The 18,703-nt window shown below is 72.4% G+C and carries 16 protein-coding genes and 1 pseudogene; 6 read left to right on the forward strand and 11 right to left on the reverse strand.

The features are described from left to right. Positions 1–2: 2 nt before the first annotated feature. Positions 3–788, forward strand: a complete 786-nt coding sequence (locus AB0399_RS22400) for a nucleotidyltransferase family protein (protein WP_366412526.1) — start codon at positions 3–5, stop codon at positions 786–788. A 256-nt stretch (positions 789–1,044) separates the two neighbouring features. Here AB0399_RS22400 and AB0399_RS22405 read toward each other — a convergent pair whose 3' ends face one another. Beyond that, positions 1,045–2,658 (reverse strand): DoxX family protein, encoded by a 1,614-nt coding sequence (locus AB0399_RS22405; RefSeq protein ID WP_366412527.1) that lies wholly within the window; start codon positions 2,656–2,658, stop codon positions 1,045–1,047. A gap of 239 nt (positions 2,659–2,897) precedes the next feature. On the opposite strand from AB0399_RS22405, the gene AB0399_RS22410 reads away from it, so the two are divergent. Next, complete coding sequence (locus AB0399_RS22410) at positions 2,898–3,722, forward strand: sulfotransferase (protein ID WP_329366170.1); 825 nt, start codon at positions 2,898–2,900, stop codon at positions 3,720–3,722. 140 nt (positions 3,723–3,862) lie between these two features. Here the strand turns inward: AB0399_RS22410 and rlmB are convergent, their stop codons facing one another. The 5 genes from rlmB to AB0399_RS22435 form a co-directional block, all read right to left on the reverse strand. Then, positions 3,863–4,825, reverse strand: a complete 963-nt coding sequence (gene rlmB / locus AB0399_RS22415) for a 23S rRNA (guanosine(2251)-2'-O)-methyltransferase RlmB (RefSeq protein WP_329366172.1) — start codon at positions 4,823–4,825, stop codon at positions 3,863–3,865. Positions 4,826–4,951: 126 nt separating this feature from the next. Then, positions 4,952–6,343 carry a cysteine--tRNA ligase gene (cysS, locus tag AB0399_RS22420; protein ID WP_329366174.1) on the reverse strand — a complete coding sequence of 464 codons (1,392 nt, stop codon included), beginning with the start codon at positions 6,341–6,343 and terminating at the stop codon, positions 4,952–4,954. 109 nt (positions 6,344–6,452) lie between these two features. Continuing rightward, positions 6,453–6,992, reverse strand: a complete 540-nt coding sequence (gene ispF, locus AB0399_RS22425) for a 2-C-methyl-D-erythritol 2,4-cyclodiphosphate synthase (RefSeq protein ID WP_366412528.1) — start codon at positions 6,990–6,992, stop codon at positions 6,453–6,455. After that, positions 6,982–7,683 carry a 2-C-methyl-D-erythritol 4-phosphate cytidylyltransferase gene (ispD, locus tag AB0399_RS22430; protein WP_328474354.1) on the reverse strand — a complete coding sequence of 234 codons (702 nt, stop codon included), beginning with the start codon at positions 7,681–7,683 and terminating at the stop codon, positions 6,982–6,984. The genes ispF and ispD overlap by 11 nt, the downstream gene beginning before the upstream one ends. A gap of 284 nt (positions 7,684–7,967) precedes the next feature. Then, on the reverse strand, positions 7,968–8,450 hold the full coding sequence (locus tag AB0399_RS22435) for a CarD family transcriptional regulator (protein ID WP_103889522.1): 483 nt from the start codon (positions 8,448–8,450) through the stop codon (positions 7,968–7,970). Between the two features lie 463 nt (positions 8,451–8,913). On the opposite strand from AB0399_RS22435, the gene AB0399_RS22440 reads away from it, so the two are divergent. Continuing rightward, the gene (locus AB0399_RS22440; protein WP_366412529.1) at positions 8,914–9,600 is read left to right on the forward strand and encodes a DUF461 domain-containing protein; all 687 of its coding nucleotides are present in this window, start codon (positions 8,914–8,916) and stop codon (positions 9,598–9,600) included. Between the two features lie 77 nt (positions 9,601–9,677). Here AB0399_RS22440 and AB0399_RS22445 read toward each other — a convergent pair whose 3' ends face one another. Then, positions 9,678–10,358 (reverse strand): response regulator transcription factor, encoded by a 681-nt coding sequence (locus AB0399_RS22445; RefSeq protein WP_031525271.1) that lies wholly within the window; start codon positions 10,356–10,358, stop codon positions 9,678–9,680. Further along, positions 10,355–11,707, reverse strand: a complete 1,353-nt coding sequence (locus AB0399_RS22450) for an ATP-binding protein (RefSeq protein WP_329366180.1) — start codon at positions 11,705–11,707, stop codon at positions 10,355–10,357. The genes AB0399_RS22445 and AB0399_RS22450 overlap by 4 nt, the downstream gene beginning before the upstream one ends. Before the next feature lie 235 nt (positions 11,708–11,942). Here AB0399_RS22450 and phoU point away from each other — a divergent pair, with 235 nt between their 5' ends. Both phoU and AB0399_RS22460 read left to right on the forward strand, forming a co-directional pair. Next, the gene (phoU, locus tag AB0399_RS22455) at positions 11,943–12,623 is read left to right on the forward strand and encodes a phosphate signaling complex protein PhoU (RefSeq protein ID WP_328467578.1); all 681 of its coding nucleotides are present in this window, start codon (positions 11,943–11,945) and stop codon (positions 12,621–12,623) included. A gap of 605 nt (positions 12,624–13,228) precedes the next feature. Further along, positions 13,229–13,499 (forward strand): annotated as a pseudogene (locus AB0399_RS22460) (alpha/beta hydrolase fold domain-containing protein); the annotation flags it as partial. 466 nt (positions 13,500–13,965) lie between these two features. On the opposite strand, the gene AB0399_RS22465 reads toward AB0399_RS22460, so the two are convergent. Continuing rightward, positions 13,966–14,724, reverse strand: coding sequence for a phosphoglyceromutase (locus tag AB0399_RS22465; RefSeq protein ID WP_366412530.1), 759 nt, complete (start codon positions 14,722–14,724; stop codon positions 13,966–13,968). Positions 14,725–14,821: 97 nt separating this feature from the next. Here AB0399_RS22465 and AB0399_RS22470 point away from each other — a divergent pair, with 97 nt between their 5' ends. Further along, on the forward strand, positions 14,822–16,186 hold the full coding sequence (locus AB0399_RS22470; protein ID WP_366412553.1) for an MFS transporter: 1,365 nt from the start codon (positions 14,822–14,824) through the stop codon (positions 16,184–16,186). A 121-nt stretch (positions 16,187–16,307) separates the two neighbouring features. On the opposite strand, the gene AB0399_RS22475 is transcribed toward AB0399_RS22470, so the two are convergent. Continuing rightward, positions 16,308–17,888 carry a glycosyl hydrolase family 28-related protein gene (locus AB0399_RS22475; RefSeq protein WP_366412531.1) on the reverse strand — a complete coding sequence of 527 codons (1,581 nt, stop codon included), beginning with the start codon at positions 17,886–17,888 and terminating at the stop codon, positions 16,308–16,310. A gap of 173 nt (positions 17,889–18,061) precedes the next feature. Then, a complete protein-coding gene (locus AB0399_RS22480) occupies positions 18,062–18,535 on the reverse strand; it encodes a YbjN domain-containing protein (protein WP_366412554.1) in 474 nt (157 codons plus the stop codon). Positions 18,536–18,703 lie beyond the last annotated feature (168 nt).

Here is an 18,703-nt window from a genome sequence, read left to right on the forward strand (position 1 = left end):
CCATGAAGCGCGCCGACCAACGACCCCGTACCACCGCCTCATCCACCGCCGCCCGGGACACCGGTGGCGGAGCTTCCTCCCCAGTCACCCAGGCGGTACTGCTCGCCGGCGGCCAGGGGTCACGGCTGCGGCCGTACACCGACGACCGGCCCAAGCCGATGGTGGAGATCCCCGGCACCGGGACGCCGATCATCGGCCACCAACTGGCCTGGCTGGCCGCGGAAGGCGTCACGGACGCCGTGATCTCCTGCGGCCACCTCGCCGAGGTACTGCAGGAGTGGCTGGACGGGACCCCGCTCCCGCTCAACGTCACCACCGTCATCGAACGCGAACCGCTGGGCCGCGGCGGCGGGTTGAAGTACGCGGCCGCCTCGCTGCCCCGCCCCGACGAGTCCTGGTACGCCACCAACGGCGACATCTGGACCCGCTTCCCGCTGCACGAGATGGCCGAGTTCCACGAGGAGCGCGGCGCCGTCGCGACGCTCGCGCTGGCCCGCCCCCGAATCCCCTGGGGCGCCGTGGAGACCAACGAGTTCGGGCAGGTGCTGGACTTCATCGAGGCGCCCCCGTCGCCTTACCTGATCAACGCCGGCGTGTACGTCTTCGCGCCCGAGTTCACTGCGATGCTGCCCGACCTCGGGGACCACGAGCGGACCACCTTCCCCCGGCTCGCCCGCGAACGCCGGCTCGCCGGGTTCCCGATCCCCCACGGTGCGTACTGGCGGGCCATCGACACCGCCAAGGACCTCAACGAGGCCGCCAAGGAGCTGGGTTCGCACCAGGGGTGATGTCCCTGGCGCCGCACCCCGGCAGCCGTCCCAGGGCCCTTCCAGAGCCGCGTCGGGACCGCGCCAGGGCCCTCCCACGGCCATCCCGGAGCACCGCACCCCGGAAGGCGTCCTCAGGGCCCGTTCCGCGGAGCCGTCCTCAGGGCCCGTTCCGCGGAGCCGGCCCAGGCCGCCCCTCCCCCCTCGCGGCAGGCAGAACGAACGCGCAGGGGCGCCCCCTTCGAAAGGGGGCGCCCCTGCGCGGTGTGCCAGACGGTCAGGCCATGTTCTGCGGGGCTTCCGAGTGGCCCGCGGGCCCCGCCGAAAGACCCAGCAGCGGCCCGCTGCCGAGCAGCCCGCCGATCGCGCCCTGCGAGGGCTTCGCCGGCGGTGCGGGCGGCGGCGGAGCCTGCGTCTCGGCGGGCGGCGGCGCGTGCGTCACCGGGGAACTGCCGGAGGAGCCCCCGGACGAGCCGCCGGACCCGGACCCGGTACCGGTGCCGGACCCCGTGGAGCCGCCTCCCGTACCGATGGTGGTGTGGGTGCTCTGCGGCGCGGTGCTGCCGACCGACGAGTGCGTGTGGCTCGGCTCCGCGCCGGGCTGCGCCCCGTCGGCGCCGCCCTTCCCGTGCTTGCCGGCGCCGGACGACCGCGTCGGGTCGGCCGAGGCACCGGTCGAACCCCCGTCGCTGTCACCGCCGGAGACCTCGGGCAGCGGCGAACCGGGCAGGTTGTTCACGGGAGTCGACGCGGGGCCGGAGTGGCCGTGCTCCGTGCTGCTGGAGCGGACGGCCGCGCCCAGCACCGAACCGACCAGCAGCGTCAGGCCGATGGTGACCGTGGCGAGCACGGCGCCCCTGCGCAGCACGCGGCGGCGCAGGTCCCACAGGGTGACGCGGGGACCGAGCCGGCGCCAGGCGTCGCTCGCGAGGTGGCCGTCGATCGAGTAGACCGGGGCACCGGCGATCACCAGCGGGCTCCAGGCGGCCAGGTAGATGAAGTCGGGCGCGTCGTAGACCGGGACGGTCCGCCAGCTCACCGTGACCAGCAGGGCGATCGACACGGCGGCACCGAACGCCGCGGCGATCCGCTGCCAGAGACCGAAGACGGTGAGTACGCCCACCACGACCTGCAGGAAGGCGATGGACAGACCCGCGCCCACCGGGTGGTTGAGCGCGGCGTCGCGCAGCGGCTCGGCCGCGCCCCAAGGGTGCAGCGAGGAGAGCCACTTGACCATCGAGCCGCGGTGGCCGCCGTCGAAGTAGACCCGGTCGCACAGCTTGCCCATGCCCGCGTAGATCGACACGAAGCCGAGGAAGACCCGCAGCGGCAGCAGCACGATGCCGAGGTTCATCCGCCGGTGCGGGTAGTACGCGTGCCTGACCGCGTCACCGCGGCGCCCGCGCGCGCGGCCGCGGTCGCCGCTGTCGGGCCCGTCGCCGTCGCGGTCGTCGTAACCGTCGTCGTCGTAACCGCGACCGCTCCTGCCGATCAACGGCTCGTCGAAGGGGGCGCGTTGGCCGATCACCGTGGGAGCCGCGGCAGGCAGTACGGACGTGTCGTCGATCCGCGGCAGCACCTGCGTCGCGGCTCCGGCGCTCCCCGGACCGGCCGCGGCGCCGGCCTGCCGGCGCACCGCCTGCGTCAACTCGGGCGAGGTGTGGCCGGACCACACAACGGGCTTGCCGCGACGCGCGGACGGCATCCGTACCGTGTCCGCGACGCCGAGGGCGCGGGTCGAGGCGGCGCCGAGCTGCACCCGGAAGCTCGCGTGGTTGACGATGACCTGGGCGGGATCGCTCGGCACCCGTGCCATGGTCATCACGCGCTCATCAAACCCGGGCGCCCCTCCCCCCGTGGAGGTGCGGGGTGTTCTGGTGTCCACACTCATCTAACCGAGTGACGGTCGTTTAGGACACTGCCTGACGGTCCCCCGTCAGACCACCCGCGCCGCGGACCCGTCGAGCCCTCGGGCCGTCGGACCCCGAGGGAGGAACCGGCCGATCCGTTCCACCCGTCGGCGGATCTCACCGAAATCTCATCCCCCTCCCATGGTGTCACCAAGGCGGCACCAAGAAACCGCCAGCAGGATGCGGTGGTCAGCCCAAGTCCCGGTCCAGGAGCGGTGCGATGATCCTGCACGACCCCCGAGTGCGCCGGCTCGCCCGGCGGGTCCGCCTCAAGGCCCGGCGGGTGATCACCGCGCCTCCCCCGGTGCTCGGGCCCGAGGCGACCCGCCTGGTGCCCGACCCGGTGTTCGTCATCTCCTCGATCCGTTCGGGCTCCACGCTGCTGCGGGTGCTGCTCAACAGCCATCCCGACGTCCGCGCCCCGCACGAGATGCACCTGCGCACCCTCACCCTGACCTACGCCGAGCCCTACACCGAGAAGGCGATGGGCCTGCTCGACCTGGACCAGCGGGAGTTGGAGCACCTGCTGTGGGACCGGGTGCTCCACCGCGAGCTGGTGCGCAGCGAGAAGAAGGTCATCGTCGACAAGACGCCGGGCAACGCCGACCAGTGGCAGCGGCTGCACGAGGCGTGGCCCCGGGCCCGGTTCATCTTCCTGCTGCGCCACCCCGCCTCGGTGGTCGCCTCCCAGATGGACTCCCGGCCGGACAAGGGCATCGACTGGACGGTCCGGCACATCCGGCGCTACGTCGAGCAGGTCGACGCCGCCCGCGGCGCGCTCGACGGCCTCACCGTCCGCTACGAGGACCTGACCGCCGACCCCGAGGCGGAGTGCCGGCGGCTGTGTACGTTCCTGGGCGTCGACTGGACGCCGAAGATGGTGCGTTACGGGCGCCAGGACCACGGCCCGTTCCAGGTCGCGATGGGCGACTGGAGCGACAAGATCAAGTCGGGGCGGGTCCAGGCACCGCGCCCGCTGCCGAGCCCGGAGGACGTCCCGGAGCCGCTGCGCGCGATCACCCGCAAGTGGGAGTACCCCTGCTAGGAACCCGGTGGGCCGCCCCGGGCTCGCCCGGCCGGTAAGGGCGCCGCTCCTGGGCGGCAGCCCTTACACCCCTGACACCCCTGGCACCCCGCACCCGTACCCCGCTGGCACTCCGTACACCCCGTGCTCCCCTGGCGGCGTCAGCGTGACGCGCGGCGGCGGGACGCCTCGTACAGCACCACGCCGGCGGCGACACCCGCGTTGAGCGACTCGGCGCCGCCCGGCATCGGAATCCGCACCCGCACGTCGCACGTCTCGCCGACCAGCCGGGACAGCCCCTTGCCCTCGCTGCCGGCCACCACGACCACCGGGCCGTCCAGCAGTTCCAGGTCCTGGAGTTCCAGTTCCCCGTCGGCGGCCAGCCCGACCACAGTCAGCCCGGCCTTCTGGTACGCCTCAAGGGTGCGGGTGAGGTTGGTGGCGCGGGCCACCGGCACCCGGGCGGCGGTGCCCGCGGAGGTCTTCCAGGCGCCCGCGGTCATACCCGCCGCGCGCCGCTCGGGCACCACCACGCCGTGCCCGCCGAACGCGGCGACCGAGCGCACCACGGCGCCGAGGTTGCGCGGGTCGGTGACGCCGTCGAGCGCCACGATCAGCGGGTCCTCGCCGCGGCCGGCGGCGGACGCCACCAGGTCCTCGGGGTGGGCGTACTCGTAGGGCGGGATCTGGAGCACCAGCCCCTGGTGGTTCAGCCCCGCGGTGATCCGGTCGAGCTCCGGCCGCGGCGCCTCCAGCAGCGGCACCCCGCGGTCGGTGGCGAGCGTCACGGCCTCGCGCACCCGTTCGTCGTTCTCGATGTACTGCTGGACGTAGACGGCCGTCGCGGGGATGTCGGCGCGCAGCGCCTCGACCACCGGGTTGCGCCCGACCACCATCTCCGAGGTCGACTTGGCACCGCGGCCCGAGGGCCGGCGGGACTGCGACGAGACGGTCCTGCGGGCCTGCGCGTTGGCGACCCGGTTCTTCTTGTGCCCCTTGCGCACCTCGGCCGGCGGCGTGGGGCCCTTGCCCTCGAGGGCCTTGCGGCGCTGCCCGCCACTGCCGACCGTGGCGCCCTTCTTGTTGGACGTACGGCGGTTCCTGCGCTGGCTGTTCCCGGCCATGGGACACTCTCACTTCTTCGGTCGAACGCTGCAAAGCTCCACGGGTCCCGCGAGCCGGTGAACACCGGAGGCCGACCCCGGAGGCCAACCCCTGGAAGACCGGCCCCTGCGGGCCGGTCGCCGAGGTCAGCCCCTGAGCGTCCAGCGCGAGCCGGTCGGGGTGTCCTCGATCTCCAGACCCGCCTGGACGAGCTGGTCGCGGATGGCGTCGGCGGTGCCGTAGTCCTTGCGGGACCGCGCGGACTGCCGCTGCTCCAGGACCAGCTGCACCAGGGAGTCGACGACGCCGTGCAGGTCGTCGCCGCCCTCGGAGCCGCTCCAGTGCGGGTCGAGAGGGTCGAGACCCAGTACTCCGAGCATCGCACGGACCTCGGCCAGACGCGCGACCGCCGTCTCCTTGTCGTCGGCGGTGAGCGCGCTGTTGCCCTGCCGGACCGTGGTGTGCACCACGGCCAGCGCCTGCGGGACGCCCATGTCGTCGTCCATCGCCTCGGCGAAGGCCGGCGGGACCTCGGCGGCCGGCTCGACCACACCCGCCTTCTCCACCACGCGCTGCGCGAAGCCCTCGATCCGGGCGAACGCCGACTCGGCCTCGCGCAGGGCCTCCTCGCTGTACTCGATCATCGAGCGGTAGTGCGGGGTGCCCAGGTAGTAGCGCAGCACGATCGGCCGCCAGCGCCGCACCATCTCGGAGACCAGCACCGAGTTGCCGAGCGACTTGCTCATCTTCTCGCCGCTCATGGTGACCCACGCGTTGTGCACCCAGTACCGGGCGAACTCGTCGCCGTACGCCTTCGCCTGGGCGATCTCGTTCTCGTGGTGCGGGAAGATCAGGTCGATGCCGCCGCCGTGGATGTCGAAGACGCGGCCCAGGTACTTGTGGGCCATCGCCGAGCACTCCAGGTGCCAGCCGGGCCGGCCGCGGCCCCACGGGGTCTCCCACGACGGCTCGCCGGGCTTGGCGGCCTTCCACATCGCGAAGTCCCGCTGGTCGCGCTTGCCGGTCTCGCCGTCGCCCTCCGGCTGCCGCAGGTTGTCCAGCTCCTGGTTGGACAGCTCCAGGTAGTCGGGGAACGAGCGCACATCGAAGTAGACGTTCCCGTCGGCCTCGTAGGCGTGGCCGCGCTCGATCAGGCCGCGCATCATCGCGATCATCTCCGGCACGTGGCCGGTGGCCCGCGGCTCGTAGGTCGGCGGGAGGCAGCCGAGCGCGTCGTAACCACTGGTGAAGGCGCGCTCGTTCTCGTACCCGATCGCCCACCAGGGGCGGTCCTGCTCGGCCGCCTTCCTGATGATCTTGTCGTCGATGTCCGTCACGTTGCGCACGAAGGTCACTTCGTAGCCGCGGTAGCCGAACCACCGGCGCATGATGTCGAAGTTCAGACCGGACCGGATATGGCCGATGTGCGGGGCCGCCTGCACGGTGGCGCCACACAGGTAGATCGAGACGCGGCCCGGCGTGAGCGGGGCGAAATCACGAACCTGGCGCGCGTTGGTGTCGTACAGGCGAATAGTCACGGGGACAAGGGTAGTGGCTCCACGTGAGCGGCCCGCCCCCTCTGCCCGATCCTGACATCTCCTCGACACACCACGGCCGGCCGGCCCCGCACGGACGGTCCGGGAACCGTCAGGACGCGGTCGTGCGCGCGGTCCGTACCACCAGCGCCGTGGCGATCGCGGCGAGCCCTTCACCGCGGCCGGTGAAGCCCAGCCCGTCCGTGGTGGCGGCGCTGACGAAGACCGGCGCCCCCACGGCGGTGGCCAGTACCCGCTGCGCCTCGTCGCGCCGCCTCCCGATCTTGGGCCGCTGCCCGACCACCTGGACGGCCACGTTCCCGACCACGAACCCCGCGTCCCGGACGATCCGGGCGGCCTCGGCGAGGAGCGTCAGCCCCGACGCCCCCGCCCACTCGGGCCGCCCGGTGCCGAAGTGCGCGCCGAGGTCGCCGAGCCCGGCCGCGGAGAACAGCGCGTTGCACGCGGCGTGCGCGACCACGTCGGCGTCGGAGTGCCCGGCGAGGCCGGTCCCCTCGCCCTCCCACTTCAGGCCCGCGCACCACAGCTCGCGGCCCTCCTCGAAGGCGTGGATGTCGGTGCCGATGCCGACCTGCGGCAGCCCCGGCAGCCCGCCGTCGTACGGTCCTGCGCTGTGCTCCTCAGTGGCCATGGGCCCTCCTGCGGGCGAGTACGGCCTCGGCGAGCACGAGGTCCAGCGGACGGGTCACCTTGAACGCCTCTTCGTGTCCGGGCACCACCCGGACCGGCACGCCGAGCTGCTCGACCATGCTCGCGTCGTCCGTGACGTCCTGGGTGACGGTGGCGTGCGCCTTGGCGAGTACGGCCCGGTCGAAGCCCTGCGGTGTCTGCACGGCGCGCAGCAGAGCGCGCTGCGGGGTGCCGGTGACCGCGCCGGTCTCCGGTTCCACGCTCTTGACGGTGTCGGCGAGCGGGAGGCCGGGGACGACGGCCGGCGCGCCGGCGCGCACCGCCTCGACCACACCCTCGACGGTCTCCACCGGCACCAGCGGGCGGGCCGCGTCGTGGACCAGCACCACGTCGACGTCGTCGGGCAGCGCGGCCAGGCCGAGCCGTACCGAGTCCTGCCGGGACTCGCCGCCGGGGACGACGGTGACGGCGGTCGCCTCGGGCAGTTCGTGGGCGTCGAGCAGCGCCCTGACCTCGGCCGCGCCGTCGGGCGGGGCGACCACGACGATGACCTGGACGGCCCGGGCCGCGGCCATCGCGCGGACCGCGTGGACGAGGATCGGCACCCCGCCAAGGGTGCGCAGCGCCTTGGGCGCGCCGGGGCCGAGCCGGACGCCACGTCCGGCGGCGGGAATGACAGCGGCGGTACGCAGGTTTGTGTCCTTGTGTCAGATGGGTATCGCACTCAGAGTGCCTGGCGCGGTGTTCCTCCGGACCCCTTCCGTGACCTCCGGAGGACCTTCGCTCGCCCGGCACGAGGGGCATGCCGTGGCATCAGCATGCCGCAGCACCCGGTCATCCTGCTCAACCGGGTGCCGCGGCAGGTCCCCCGGGGGTGGCCGGGGGTGCGTCTGCGTAAGTCGGTACGTCACATGGGGCGGCGTGGGGTCTCACACCGGCAAGGACGCGACACGAGAACGTCCGAAAAGGGACGGTCTTACGACGCGAGGACCTCGTCGAGCAGAGTCTCGGCCTTGTCCTCGTTGGTGTTCTCGGCCAGTGCGAGTTCGCTGACCAGGATCTGTCGCGCCTTGGCGAGCATGCGCTTCTCACCCGCCGACAGGCCGCGCTCGCGCTCGCGCCGCCACAAGTCGCGCACGACCTCCGCGACCTTGATGACGTCGCCGGACGCGAGCTTCTCCAGATTTGCCTTGTAGCGGCGGGACCAGTTGGTGGGCTCCTCGGTGTACGGCGCGCGCAGCACCTCGAAGACCCGGTCCAAACCGTCCTGACCGACCACGTCGCGTACGCCGACGAACTCCGCATTGTCCGCGGGCACGCGTACCGTCAAGTCGCCCTGGGCGACCTTGAGCACCAAGTAGGTCTTGTCCACGCCTTTGATCTGGCGAATTTCGATCGCTTCGATCAGCGCGGCCCCGTGATGGGGATAGACCACGGTGTCGCCAACCTTGAACGTCATGTGACAGGTACCCCTTCCGTGGCTATCCAGGGTAACACGGGAACGGCGTCTTCTGAATGGCGTTTCCGCAGGTCAGGGCATATCTCGGGGCTTGACAACCGCCCCCGGAACGTGCTGGAGGGGGCGCCCGCGACGGGGTATTCGCAGGTCGGAGCCGGTATACGCCGGGCCCGAAACGTACCCGTTACAGCCCCGAACGGCCCCGAACAACGGGCGATACGTCCCGATTTGTCGCCTCCACCGGAGTGCACCATCGCTACGCCGTTCGGGCCGGTGGCCGGTTACCGGCCGTCCGAAGATCGAATTTTGCCCGATCATGGAAAAGGCCCCGTGACCGATCTTGGGGCGCGCCGGTAATCAACGCGCCCTAATGGCGGGGCCGGTGCGCGGCCGAGGGCGTGGCGTCGGTAATGTAAGGCCGCTGGAAGATCTTCCGTACCCTGCCCAAGGAGATGCCGCCGCCGTGGTCCGCAGCATCCGTCGCGGCGCTCTCGCCGCCGTACTCGCGCTCTCGCTCGCGCCTCTCGCCGCCGCCTGTTCGGCCGGCAACGACGCGGCGACGCTGGAGGTTCACCCGGACAGCGACTCGGGGTCGACGGGGAACGTGAAGGTGCAGAACGCCTTCGTGCTCACCGACCCGAGCGGACCGGCGACCCTCACCGCCCGCCTGTTCAACAACGGCTCCTCCGCCCAGAGCCTGCAGTCCGTGCAGATCGGCGGGACCACGATGGCCACGCTCAAGGGCGCGCACGGCGGGTCGACGATCAGCGTGCCGGCGCACGGCAGCGTGCTGATCGGCGGCAAGGGCAACCCCGCAGCGGTCCTGCCCGGGCGGAACGAGGCGCTGCGCGACGGCGACGTCCAGAACGCGGTCTTCTCCTTCAGCTCGTCCGGCGCGGTGAAGATGGAAGTCAACGTGACGCCGGCGAGCAGTTACTTCGCGCCGTACGGGCCGGGTTCGCTGCCCACGACGACCGCGCCGACGACGCCGACGACGGGTTCCACGCCGACCGGCTCGCCCGGGTCGTCCGACAAGACCTCCGGCAAGTCCTCGGACAAGACGTCAGGCAAGTCGTCCGGCAAGTCCTCGGACAAGACGTCCGGCACCTCGACGGGCACGCCGACCGGCACGGAGACGCCCAAGGCGTAGGCACGCGCAGGTAGACGACGTAAGGGGCTCGACACCAGGTGTCGAGCCCCTTACCGTTCGCGGCGCGCCGGGCCGGCCTACGGCTCGAACTTGTACCCGAGGCCGCGGACCGTCACCAGGTAGCGCGGCGCGCCCGGGTCCGGCTCGATCTTCGCCCGCAGTCGCTTGACGTGGACGTCGAGGGTCTTGGTGTCGCCGACGTAGTCCGCGCCCCAGACCCGGTCGATGAGCTGCATCCGGGTGAGCACGCGCCCGGCGTTGCGCAGCAGCATCTCCAGCAGGTCGAACTCCTTCAGCGGGAGGTCCACCTTGCCGCCGCCGACGGTCACCACGTGCCGGTCCACGTCCATCCGGACCGGACCGGCCTCCAGGGCGGCCGGCGAGATCTCCTCCGGCTCGCCCCGGCGGCGCAGCACCGCACGGATACGGGCGACCAGCTCCCGGGAGGAGAAGGGCTTGGTCACATAGTCGTCGGCACCTATTTCCAGGCCGACCACCTTGTCGATCTCGCTGTCCTTGGCGGTCACCATGATCACCGGGACATTGGACTTGAGCCGAAGCTGGCGGCAGACCTCGGTGCCGGGCAGGCCCGGCAGCATCAGGTCGAGCAGTACCAGGTCGGCGCCGTTGCGCTCGAACTCGTCCAGCGCGTCGGGCCCGGTCGCGGAGATCGCGACCTCGAAGCCCTCCTTGCGGAGCATGTACGACAGCGCGTCGCTGAAGGACTCTTCGTCCTCTACGACGAGTACGCGGGTCACGGGAGGACCTCCGGGGCGGGGATGTGTTCGGGGAGGGTCTGGAAGAGCTTGTCGTCCGTCGGCTCGTCGACGGCGTCGTCGTACTGCTCGTCCGGGTCGGAACGGGCGGACGGGTGGGACCGTTCCGGCTGGTGGGGCAGGTCGGAGCGGTCGGATCGGTCCGATCCGGAGCCCGGTTCCGGGGGACGGCCGCGGGCTGCCTCGGGCAGGCGCAGCGTGAAGGTGGAGCCCTGTCCCTCGGCGCTCCACACCGTGACCTCCCCGCCGTGCGAGGCAGCCACGTGTTTGACGATGGACAGTCCGAGACCGGTGCCGCCGGTGGCCCGCGAGCGCGCCGGGTCGACCCGGTAGAAGCGCTCGAAGACCCGTTCGCGGTCCCGCTCGGAGATGCCGATGCCCTGGTCGGTCACGGAGATCTCGATCAGATCCCCGCCGGCCGCGCTGATCCGGCGGCCGGCGATGCCGACCCGGGTGCGGGCCGGACTGTAGTTGACGGCGTTCTCGACGAGATTGCCGAGGGCGGCGGCGAGCTGGCCCCGGTTGCCCCAGATGAAGAGATCGGGGGTGGTGCCGGTGGCCATGGTGATCTGCTTGGAGTTGGCGGGCTGCCGGCAGCGGTCGACGGCCTCGGCGACGAGGTCGTCCACGGCGACCGGCTCGGCGTCGACGAGGGCGTCGTCGTCCTGGACCCGGGACAGGTCGATGATCTCCTGCACCAGGCTGGTCAGCCGGGTGGCCTCGATCTGCATGCGGCCGGCGAAGCGGTTGACCGCCTCGGGGTCGTCGGACGCGTCCATCACCGCTTCGGAGAGCAGCGAGAGGGCGCCGACCGGGGTCTTCAGCTCGTGGCTGACATTCGCCACGAAGTCGCGGCGCACCGCCTCGATCCGGCGGGCCTCGGTCAGGTCCTCCACCAGCAGCAGCACCAGCCGGGAGCCCAGCGGGGCGACCCGGGCGGAGACCGCCAGCCCCTCGCCCCGCCCGGCACCGCGGCGTGGCAGGTCCAGCTCGACCTGGCGTATCTCACCGTCCCTGCGGGTCTCGCGGGCCATCTGGAGCATCTGGTCGACGGCCAGCCGGCCGCCGCGGACCAGCCCGAGGGCGTACGCCGCCGAGCTGGCCTTGACCACGGTGTCGCCTTCGTCGAGGACGACGGCGGAGGAACGGAGCACGGACAGGACGGTGTCCACGCCCGGCGGTAGTACAGCGGTCATGTTGTCGGTCCGTTGCGCTTTGCGGGTGGGCCGGGCCTGTTCCCGCTCGCTCCACCGGAACGCGAGTACGGCGCTGGCGCCGGTCAGGAGACCGGCTATCGCGCTGGCGGCGGCTACTGCCGCGTTCACGTCCACACCTACAGGTTAGGTGGCCTGCTCAATTGCTTTACAACCCCGGGAGCGAGCTCTCGGATGTACGTTGCCAAGAGTTCACCTTGAGGAAGGTCCTGATTCATCTGCGAGGCGCGATCGGTACGCGTACACCCATCAGCGTGTGAGCGTGGAGGAGAAGCCTCTCTTTTGAGCACAGTTTCTGAGCACACGTTTCGGCCACGGCATGTGTGCCCTCGGCCTGTACGGAAGGAAAGCGATGCGGGACGCATACCACGAGGAGCTTGACTCGATCGGTGACGGGCTGGTCGAGATGGCCCGGCTGGTCGGGTCCGCGATCGGCCGTGCCACCACCGCGATGCTGGACGCGGACCTCAAGGTCGCGGAGAGCGTGATCGCCGCGGACGAGAAGGTCGACGACCTCCAGCGCGAGCTGGAGAACCGCGCGATCACGCTGCTCGCCCGGCAGCAGCCGGTCGCCACCGATCTGCGGATCGTCGTGACGAGCCTGCGGATGAGCGCCGACCTGGAGCGCTCGGGCGACCTGGCGCGGCACGTGGCCAAGCTCGCCCGGCTGCGCTTCCCGGAGTCGGCCGTGCCGCGCGACCTGCACAGCACCATCCTGGAGATGGGCCAGCTCGCGCAGCGGCTGATGGCGAAGGCCGCCGAGGTGATCATCACCAAGGACGTCGACGACGCGCTCCAGCTCGAAGCGGACGACGACCGCATGGACGAGCTGCACCGCACGCTCTTCCAGCACCTCCTCGACGACCGCTGGAAGCACGGCATCGAGACCGCGGTCGACGTCACACTGGTCGGCCGGTACTACGAGCGCTTCGCCGACCACGCGGTCTCGGTCGCCAAGCGGGTGGTCTACCTGGTGACGGGCGAGCACGCGGACGAGCTGAGCCCGACCCCGACGTCGGTCGAGGGCGCGTAACGGCGGGGGCGCGTCTTACGGTGAGGCGCGTCCTACGGCGGGCCGGTCAGCGGCTCCGGGCCGGCGGCGGCGCACGGCAGGGCCCCCGGGCCCGGGTCCGGGTCAACGGTCGACGGTCCCGGCCCGGGGCCGGCGGCGTGGCGCGCGTGGCGGCCAGGCGGAGGGGGCGCGCGCGGCGTCGGCGCCTGCCCGGGATGCGCTCGTGCGCCCTTGAACACCGGAACACGCCGGGGTTCACTGGTGGTCAGGCAAGCCTGAGGAGGGTGTCACCGATGCCGCAGTCCCCCACCCCACCGCCCGTACGCGACCGCGACCGCCCCGCGCCAGAGAACGCGTCCCCCCTGCGCACCCCGCTCCCCCTGGTCGCCGCCTGCGGCTGCGGCTCGGGCTGCGGCTGCGGCTGCCAGTCCGGCAGCCCCTGCCAGTGCAGCGGCTGCTCCCACTAGGTCCTCCCACCAGCACGCGTATCCAGGCTCCGCCCGGTCGACCGGGCGGAGCCCACGCATGCCGGGGCCGGCAGCCCAGCGGGCCGGTGCAGCCGCGGCGGCGTACGTCCGCGCGGGAGCCAACCAGCCGTCACGTCGGCGGTGAGCTGTCGCCCGCGAGGCATGAGGTGGATCTGGGGCCAGCACACGACCAGCGAGGCGGAGCGCGCCGAGATCGCCGCCTCGCCACTGCGGGCCGCCACCGAGCAACCGGCCGGCCTGCCCCCGGTCCTGGTGCTCACCGGCAAGGCGGACGTGCTGCGCGCCGCTGTCCGCTACCAGCGGCGTCATCCCCGACTCCGTAATGGTCGACGCTCTCCGCGAAACCCACGCCGCCCAGGCCGCGATCACCCTCACCGCCACCACCCTCCACGACGCGTTTCATGCCTGACCCCACCCCGCCACCCAGCTCCGACAGGGGAAATCACAACGGCGGTGGCGGCGCGCAACGCTTCCGCTGCCGCCGTCGCCTGAACTCCCCGACGGGGATCGGAAGTGCCACGAGCAGGGGAATGCAGGCCACTTGCCGCCACGACTCGCCAAAGACCCACCGATCCACGGCGACACAGAAAACAGCCCAGGCGCACAACGCAATGATCAGCAGACGCCAACGCCTTCGCTCGCCCATCCCATCCCCCACCGCCCGACCCGCGCGAGACCCCTCCCCGAACGCACGCCGGCGCAGGCACCTGCCTACTGGCTCCCCTGCCTGCGCCACAACCAAGCCTCAGGAAAGGGAGGTTCCCGCGTCCGTCGCCGGCACCGCCACGCCTGCCGGCCCACAGACGGCCCCGGACACGCGCATGCCCCCTTCCCGCGGACGAACCCGCAGGCAGGGGGCATGCGGGGTGGAAGGGCTACTTCTTGCCCTGGTTCTTGACCGCTTCGATCGCGGCGGCCGCGGCGTCGGGGTCGAGGTAGGTGCCGCCGGGGGTGACCGGGCGGAAGTCGGTGTCGAGGTCGTAGGCGAGGGGGATGCCGGTGGGGATGTTCAGGCCGGCGATGTCGGCGTCGGAGATGCCGTCGAGGTGCTTGACGAGGGCCCGCAGCGAGTTGCCGTGGGCGACCACGAGCACGGTGCGGCCGGTGAGCAGGTCGGGCACGATGCCGTCGTACCAGTACGGGAGCATCCGCTCAACGACGTCCTTGAGGCACTCGGTGCGGGGACGCAGCTCCGGCGGGATCGTGGCGTAGCGCGGGTCGTCGGACTGGGAGTACTCGGCGCCGTCGGCGAGCACCGGCGGCGGGGTGTCGTAGGAACGGCGCCAGAGCATGAACTGCTCCTCGCCGAACTCCGCGAGGGTCTGCGCCTTGTCCTTGCCCTGGAGGGCGCCGTAGTGCCGCTCGTTCAGCCGCCAGGAGCGCCGCACCGGGACCCACAGCCGGTCGGCCGCCTCCAGGGCGAGCTGGGAGGTGCGGATCGCGCGCTTGAGTACGGAGGTGTGCAGCACGTCGGGGAGCAGGCCGGCGTCCTTGAGCAGCTCGCCGCCCCGGACCGCCTCCTTCTCACCCTTGTCGTTGAGGTTGACGTCCACCCAGCCGGTGAAGAGGTTCTTCGCGTTCCACTCACTCTCGCCGTGGCGGAGCAGGATCAGCTTGTACGCAGCAGCAGCCATGCCTCTGAGCGTAATGGAAATCGAGTGGCGCCCCGCGACCGGCCTATGTAATCTGCGCATCGTGAGAGCGACTATTACATCGACGGTGCGGGAGACCATGTCGGGGCTGCCCCGGCAGTTCTGGTGGTTGTGGACAAGCACCCTGGTCAACCGGCTGGGCGGCTTCGTCGCGACCTTCCTCGCGCTGTACCTGACGGCGCAGCGCGGCTACTCCCCTTCGTACGCCGGGCTGGTGGCCGCGCTCTACGGCCTGGGCGGGGCCGGCGGCGCCGTGCTCGGCGGGGTGCTGGCCGACCGGATCGGGCGCCGGATCACCCTGCTCACCGCGCAGGTCGGCGCCGCCGCGGCCACCGCCGTGCTCGGCCTGGTCACCGCACCGCTCGCCGTCGCCGCGGTCGCCGCGCTCCTCGGCCTCGTCGGCAACGCCTCCCGCCCCGCGCTCTCCGCGATGATCTCCGACCTGGTGCCGCCGGAGGACCGGGTGCGCGCGTTCTCCCTCAACTACTGGGCGATCAACATAGGGTTCGGCGTCTCGGCGGCCGTCGCGGGCTTCGTCGCCGCCGAGGGCTACCTCTGGTTGTTCCTCGGCGACGCGGTCACCACGCTGCTGTGTGCGCTGGTGGTCTTCGCCAAGGTCCGGGAGACGCTGCCGAACGACGTGCCGAGCGCCGCGCCGAGCACCGCGCCACGGGCCGCGCCGCACGCCACGTCGGGTGCCGCGCCCGGCCGCAGGGCCGCACGCACCGCCGCAGCCGGGAAGCGCGATCCGCGCACCACCACCGGCCCCGCCCGCCCGATCACCCTCGCCGACGTCGCCCGCGACCGCCGCTTCATGGCCGTGGTCGGCCTGACCTTCCTGGTCGGCGCGGTGATGCAGCAGGGCTCCTCCACCCTCGCGGTCGACATGGGCGCCGACGGCTACTCCGCGCGGCAGTACGGCCTGGTGATCGCGCTGAACGGCCTGGTGATCGTGCTGCTCCAGATCCCGCTCACCCGGGCACTGCGTTCGCGCAGCGCGGCCGGCCTGCTGGCCACGGGGTCGCTGCTGATGGCCTGGGGGTTCGGGGCCACAGCCTTCGCCGGGTCCGTGGCGGTCTACGCGCTGACCGTCGTGATCTGGACGGTCGGCGAGATCGTGCACGCCCCCGCGTCCATGTCGGTGGTCGCCGACCTCGCCCCCGCCTCCGCGCGCGGCCGCTACCAGGGCATGTTCTCCCTGTCCTGGTCCGCCGCCGCCTTCGCCGGGCCGCTCGCGGGCGGCGTCACCCTGGACCACCTCGGGCGGGGCGCCGTCTGGTGGGGATGCGCGGCCGTCGGCACCCTGGCGGGCGCGGGCTACTACGGCCTGCTCCGTACGCGTACGTCGCCGCTTCTCGCGGAGGTGCCCGCTCCGGCGGCGCCGCTCGCCGCACAGACGCCAACACCCGTCGCGCCGACCGGGAACGACCTCGACCCGGTCTGACCGCACCGCCTCCGCACTGCCCTCGCACCGCCTCCGCACCGCCTCCGCCCGCCCCGCCACGCACCCCCGTCACGCACCCCCGTCACGCACCCCCGCGACGCACCCCCGCCACGCACCCCCGTCACCGCAGCAGTTCGCGCTGCGCCCGGTACAGATCCGCGGGGACGTCCGCGGCCGGACCGGGGGCACCGTAGGACTGGAGCCTGGTGTCGAGCGGGCCGGCGAAGTCGGGGGTGTCGGTCTGGGCGAACTCGGTGACCTCGGAGACCGCGACCGTCGCGCTGCGCGGGGCGACCTCGTCGATGCGGACGCAGCCCGCCCGGCCGTTGGTGACGGTGATGTTCCAGTGGGTGAACCGGGCGCCGTAGAGCGGCCCGGCGGTCAGGTCGCCACCGTGCCGGCCGTCGTTCTCGCAGCTGATGTCGGTACGCACGCAGGCGAACGGCAGCCCGCGATGGGTGTCGAAGGTCCCCATCTCCATCCGCCCGCCCGCCCAGACGTTGTAGGACGACAGCCCCTCCACGTTGATGCCGTGCAGTTGGGCGTCGGGCGGGGCCGGGGTGGTGCGGCGCTCGACGGCGAAGTCGGTGACGAGGTTGTCGTGCGAGCCCTCGCGGCAGGCGTACGCGTGGTGGCAGCCGCGGCCGGCCACGCGGGTGCGCCGGAAGGTGGTGGCCTTCGCCGCGACCATCAGAAAGCCGTTGTCGACGTCGACCGCGTGCACATCGTCCACCCAGCAGTCCCAAGTGCATTGCGCGGCAAGGCCGTTCCAGCCCCGGTCCCGCAGGTGCGGGCCCTGCTCGCCGGCCGCCGTCGCGATCGTCAGGCCCTCCACTCCGGAGCCGGTCAGCGGCCGCACGCAGGTGGTGAACGTCGGTTGCCACTCCGAGCGGGTGTCCAGCGGCAGCGGCCGGTCGAGGCCGATCTCGTCCCCGTCGACGGACACGATCCGCACCGGCCACTCGTACGGCAGGTACGACAGCAGCTTCGTCTTGTCCGACCAGTCGTACGCCGCCGCGCCCGGCACGTCGCCGGCCATGTGCCGCAGCAGGCCATGGGACGGGGTGTCGGCGTACTGCAGCAGGACCCGGTCGCCGGCCCGCAGCGACGAGGGGTCGTCCACCCGCACGCTCCAACTACCCTGCCGGGACTGCGTGGTGACCCGGGCCAGCGGCTCGAAGTCCGTTCGGCGGTTGCCGGTCCAGCCCTCGAACGGCCAGTCCCGCTCGCGGATCGCGCCGGTCAACTCGCGGTAGCGGGCCGCCGGACACATCCAGACCAGGCCGCCCGCCCACGACCAGCTGGACTTGTCGCCGCCGTACCTGCTGCCGTAGCCACCGACGATCTCCTCCAGCGGGCGGGTCGCGTACAGCGTGGTCCGCCCGCTGCCCGCGCCCCGCAGCGTGGTGCCGCTCCAGCCGACCTGCACCACGTCGTCGATCCGGTACGTGCCGGGGCCCAGCAGCACCGCCCCGCCGCCGGACTCCCCCACCTCACGCAGCGCCCGGTTGATCGCGGGCGCCGCGTCCGCCGTGCCGTCCGCCCGCGCACCGAACTCCTCGACGCGCGCCCGGAGTTGGCGCCGGGGGAAGTCGGTGGCACCGTCCGCGCAGCCGGCCTGCGCCACGTAGGGGATCTGCGGGTGCGCGTAGGGATTCGCCGCGAACTCCGCCCACATCCCGCCGCCCGGGTGCTCCGCCATGGCCCCGCCCTTCCACCGAGTTCATGAATCTGAATACGATTCACTCATGCGTCCGCCGGTACGATACGCGGGATGACTTCCGACGGGAACGGGTAAGACCCGCCTGCCGCGGACTCCTCCAGCAGACGTGGACGTCTGGGGAGAGGGCGGGCGCCGGGGTGGGCGGCGGCCCGCTACTCCTCGGAGGACGGCTTGGTCAGGTGGGTGAACGCGTCCAGGTTTCGGGTGGACTCGCCGCGGGCCACCCGCCAGGCGTACTCCTTGCGGATCGCGGACGCGAAGCCGAGTTCGAGCAGCACGTTGAAGGAGCCGTCCGCGTTCTCCAGGACCGCGCCCAGGAGCCGGTCGACCTCCGCCGGGGTGACGGCGGCCAGCGGGAGCCGGCCGGCGAGGTAGACGTCGCCGAGCCGGTCGATGGCGTAACCGACGCCGTACGTACGGAGGTTGCGTTCGAGCAGCCAGCGGTGGAAGGCGTCGTGGTTCTCGTCGGGGTGGCGGATCACGAAGGCGTTGAGGGAGAGGGTGTGCTCGCCGACGATGAGCTGGGTGGTGGTGGACAGCTTGCGGGTGCCCGGGAGTTGGGTGACGTACGTGCCCACGCGGGGTGACTCCCACGGGAGTTCGGCCTCGCGCAGCGCCTGCTCCACCGCCGCCCGGGCGCGGGCGGCGGCCGGCGACGGCGCACGGCCGGCGTCCGCGGGCTCCGGCGGCTCGGCAGACCCCTCCGGCGCGGAGGGCACGGAGGACGCGGACGGCGCGGAGGACGCGGACGGCCCGCCCGGCGCGCTCGGCGCGGAGGACTCCGTGGACTTCGG

It is taken from the genome of Streptomyces sp. NPDC088194, from assembly GCF_040702025.1.
Taxonomy (GTDB): Bacteria; Actinomycetota; Actinomycetes; order Streptomycetales; family Streptomycetaceae; genus Actinacidiphila.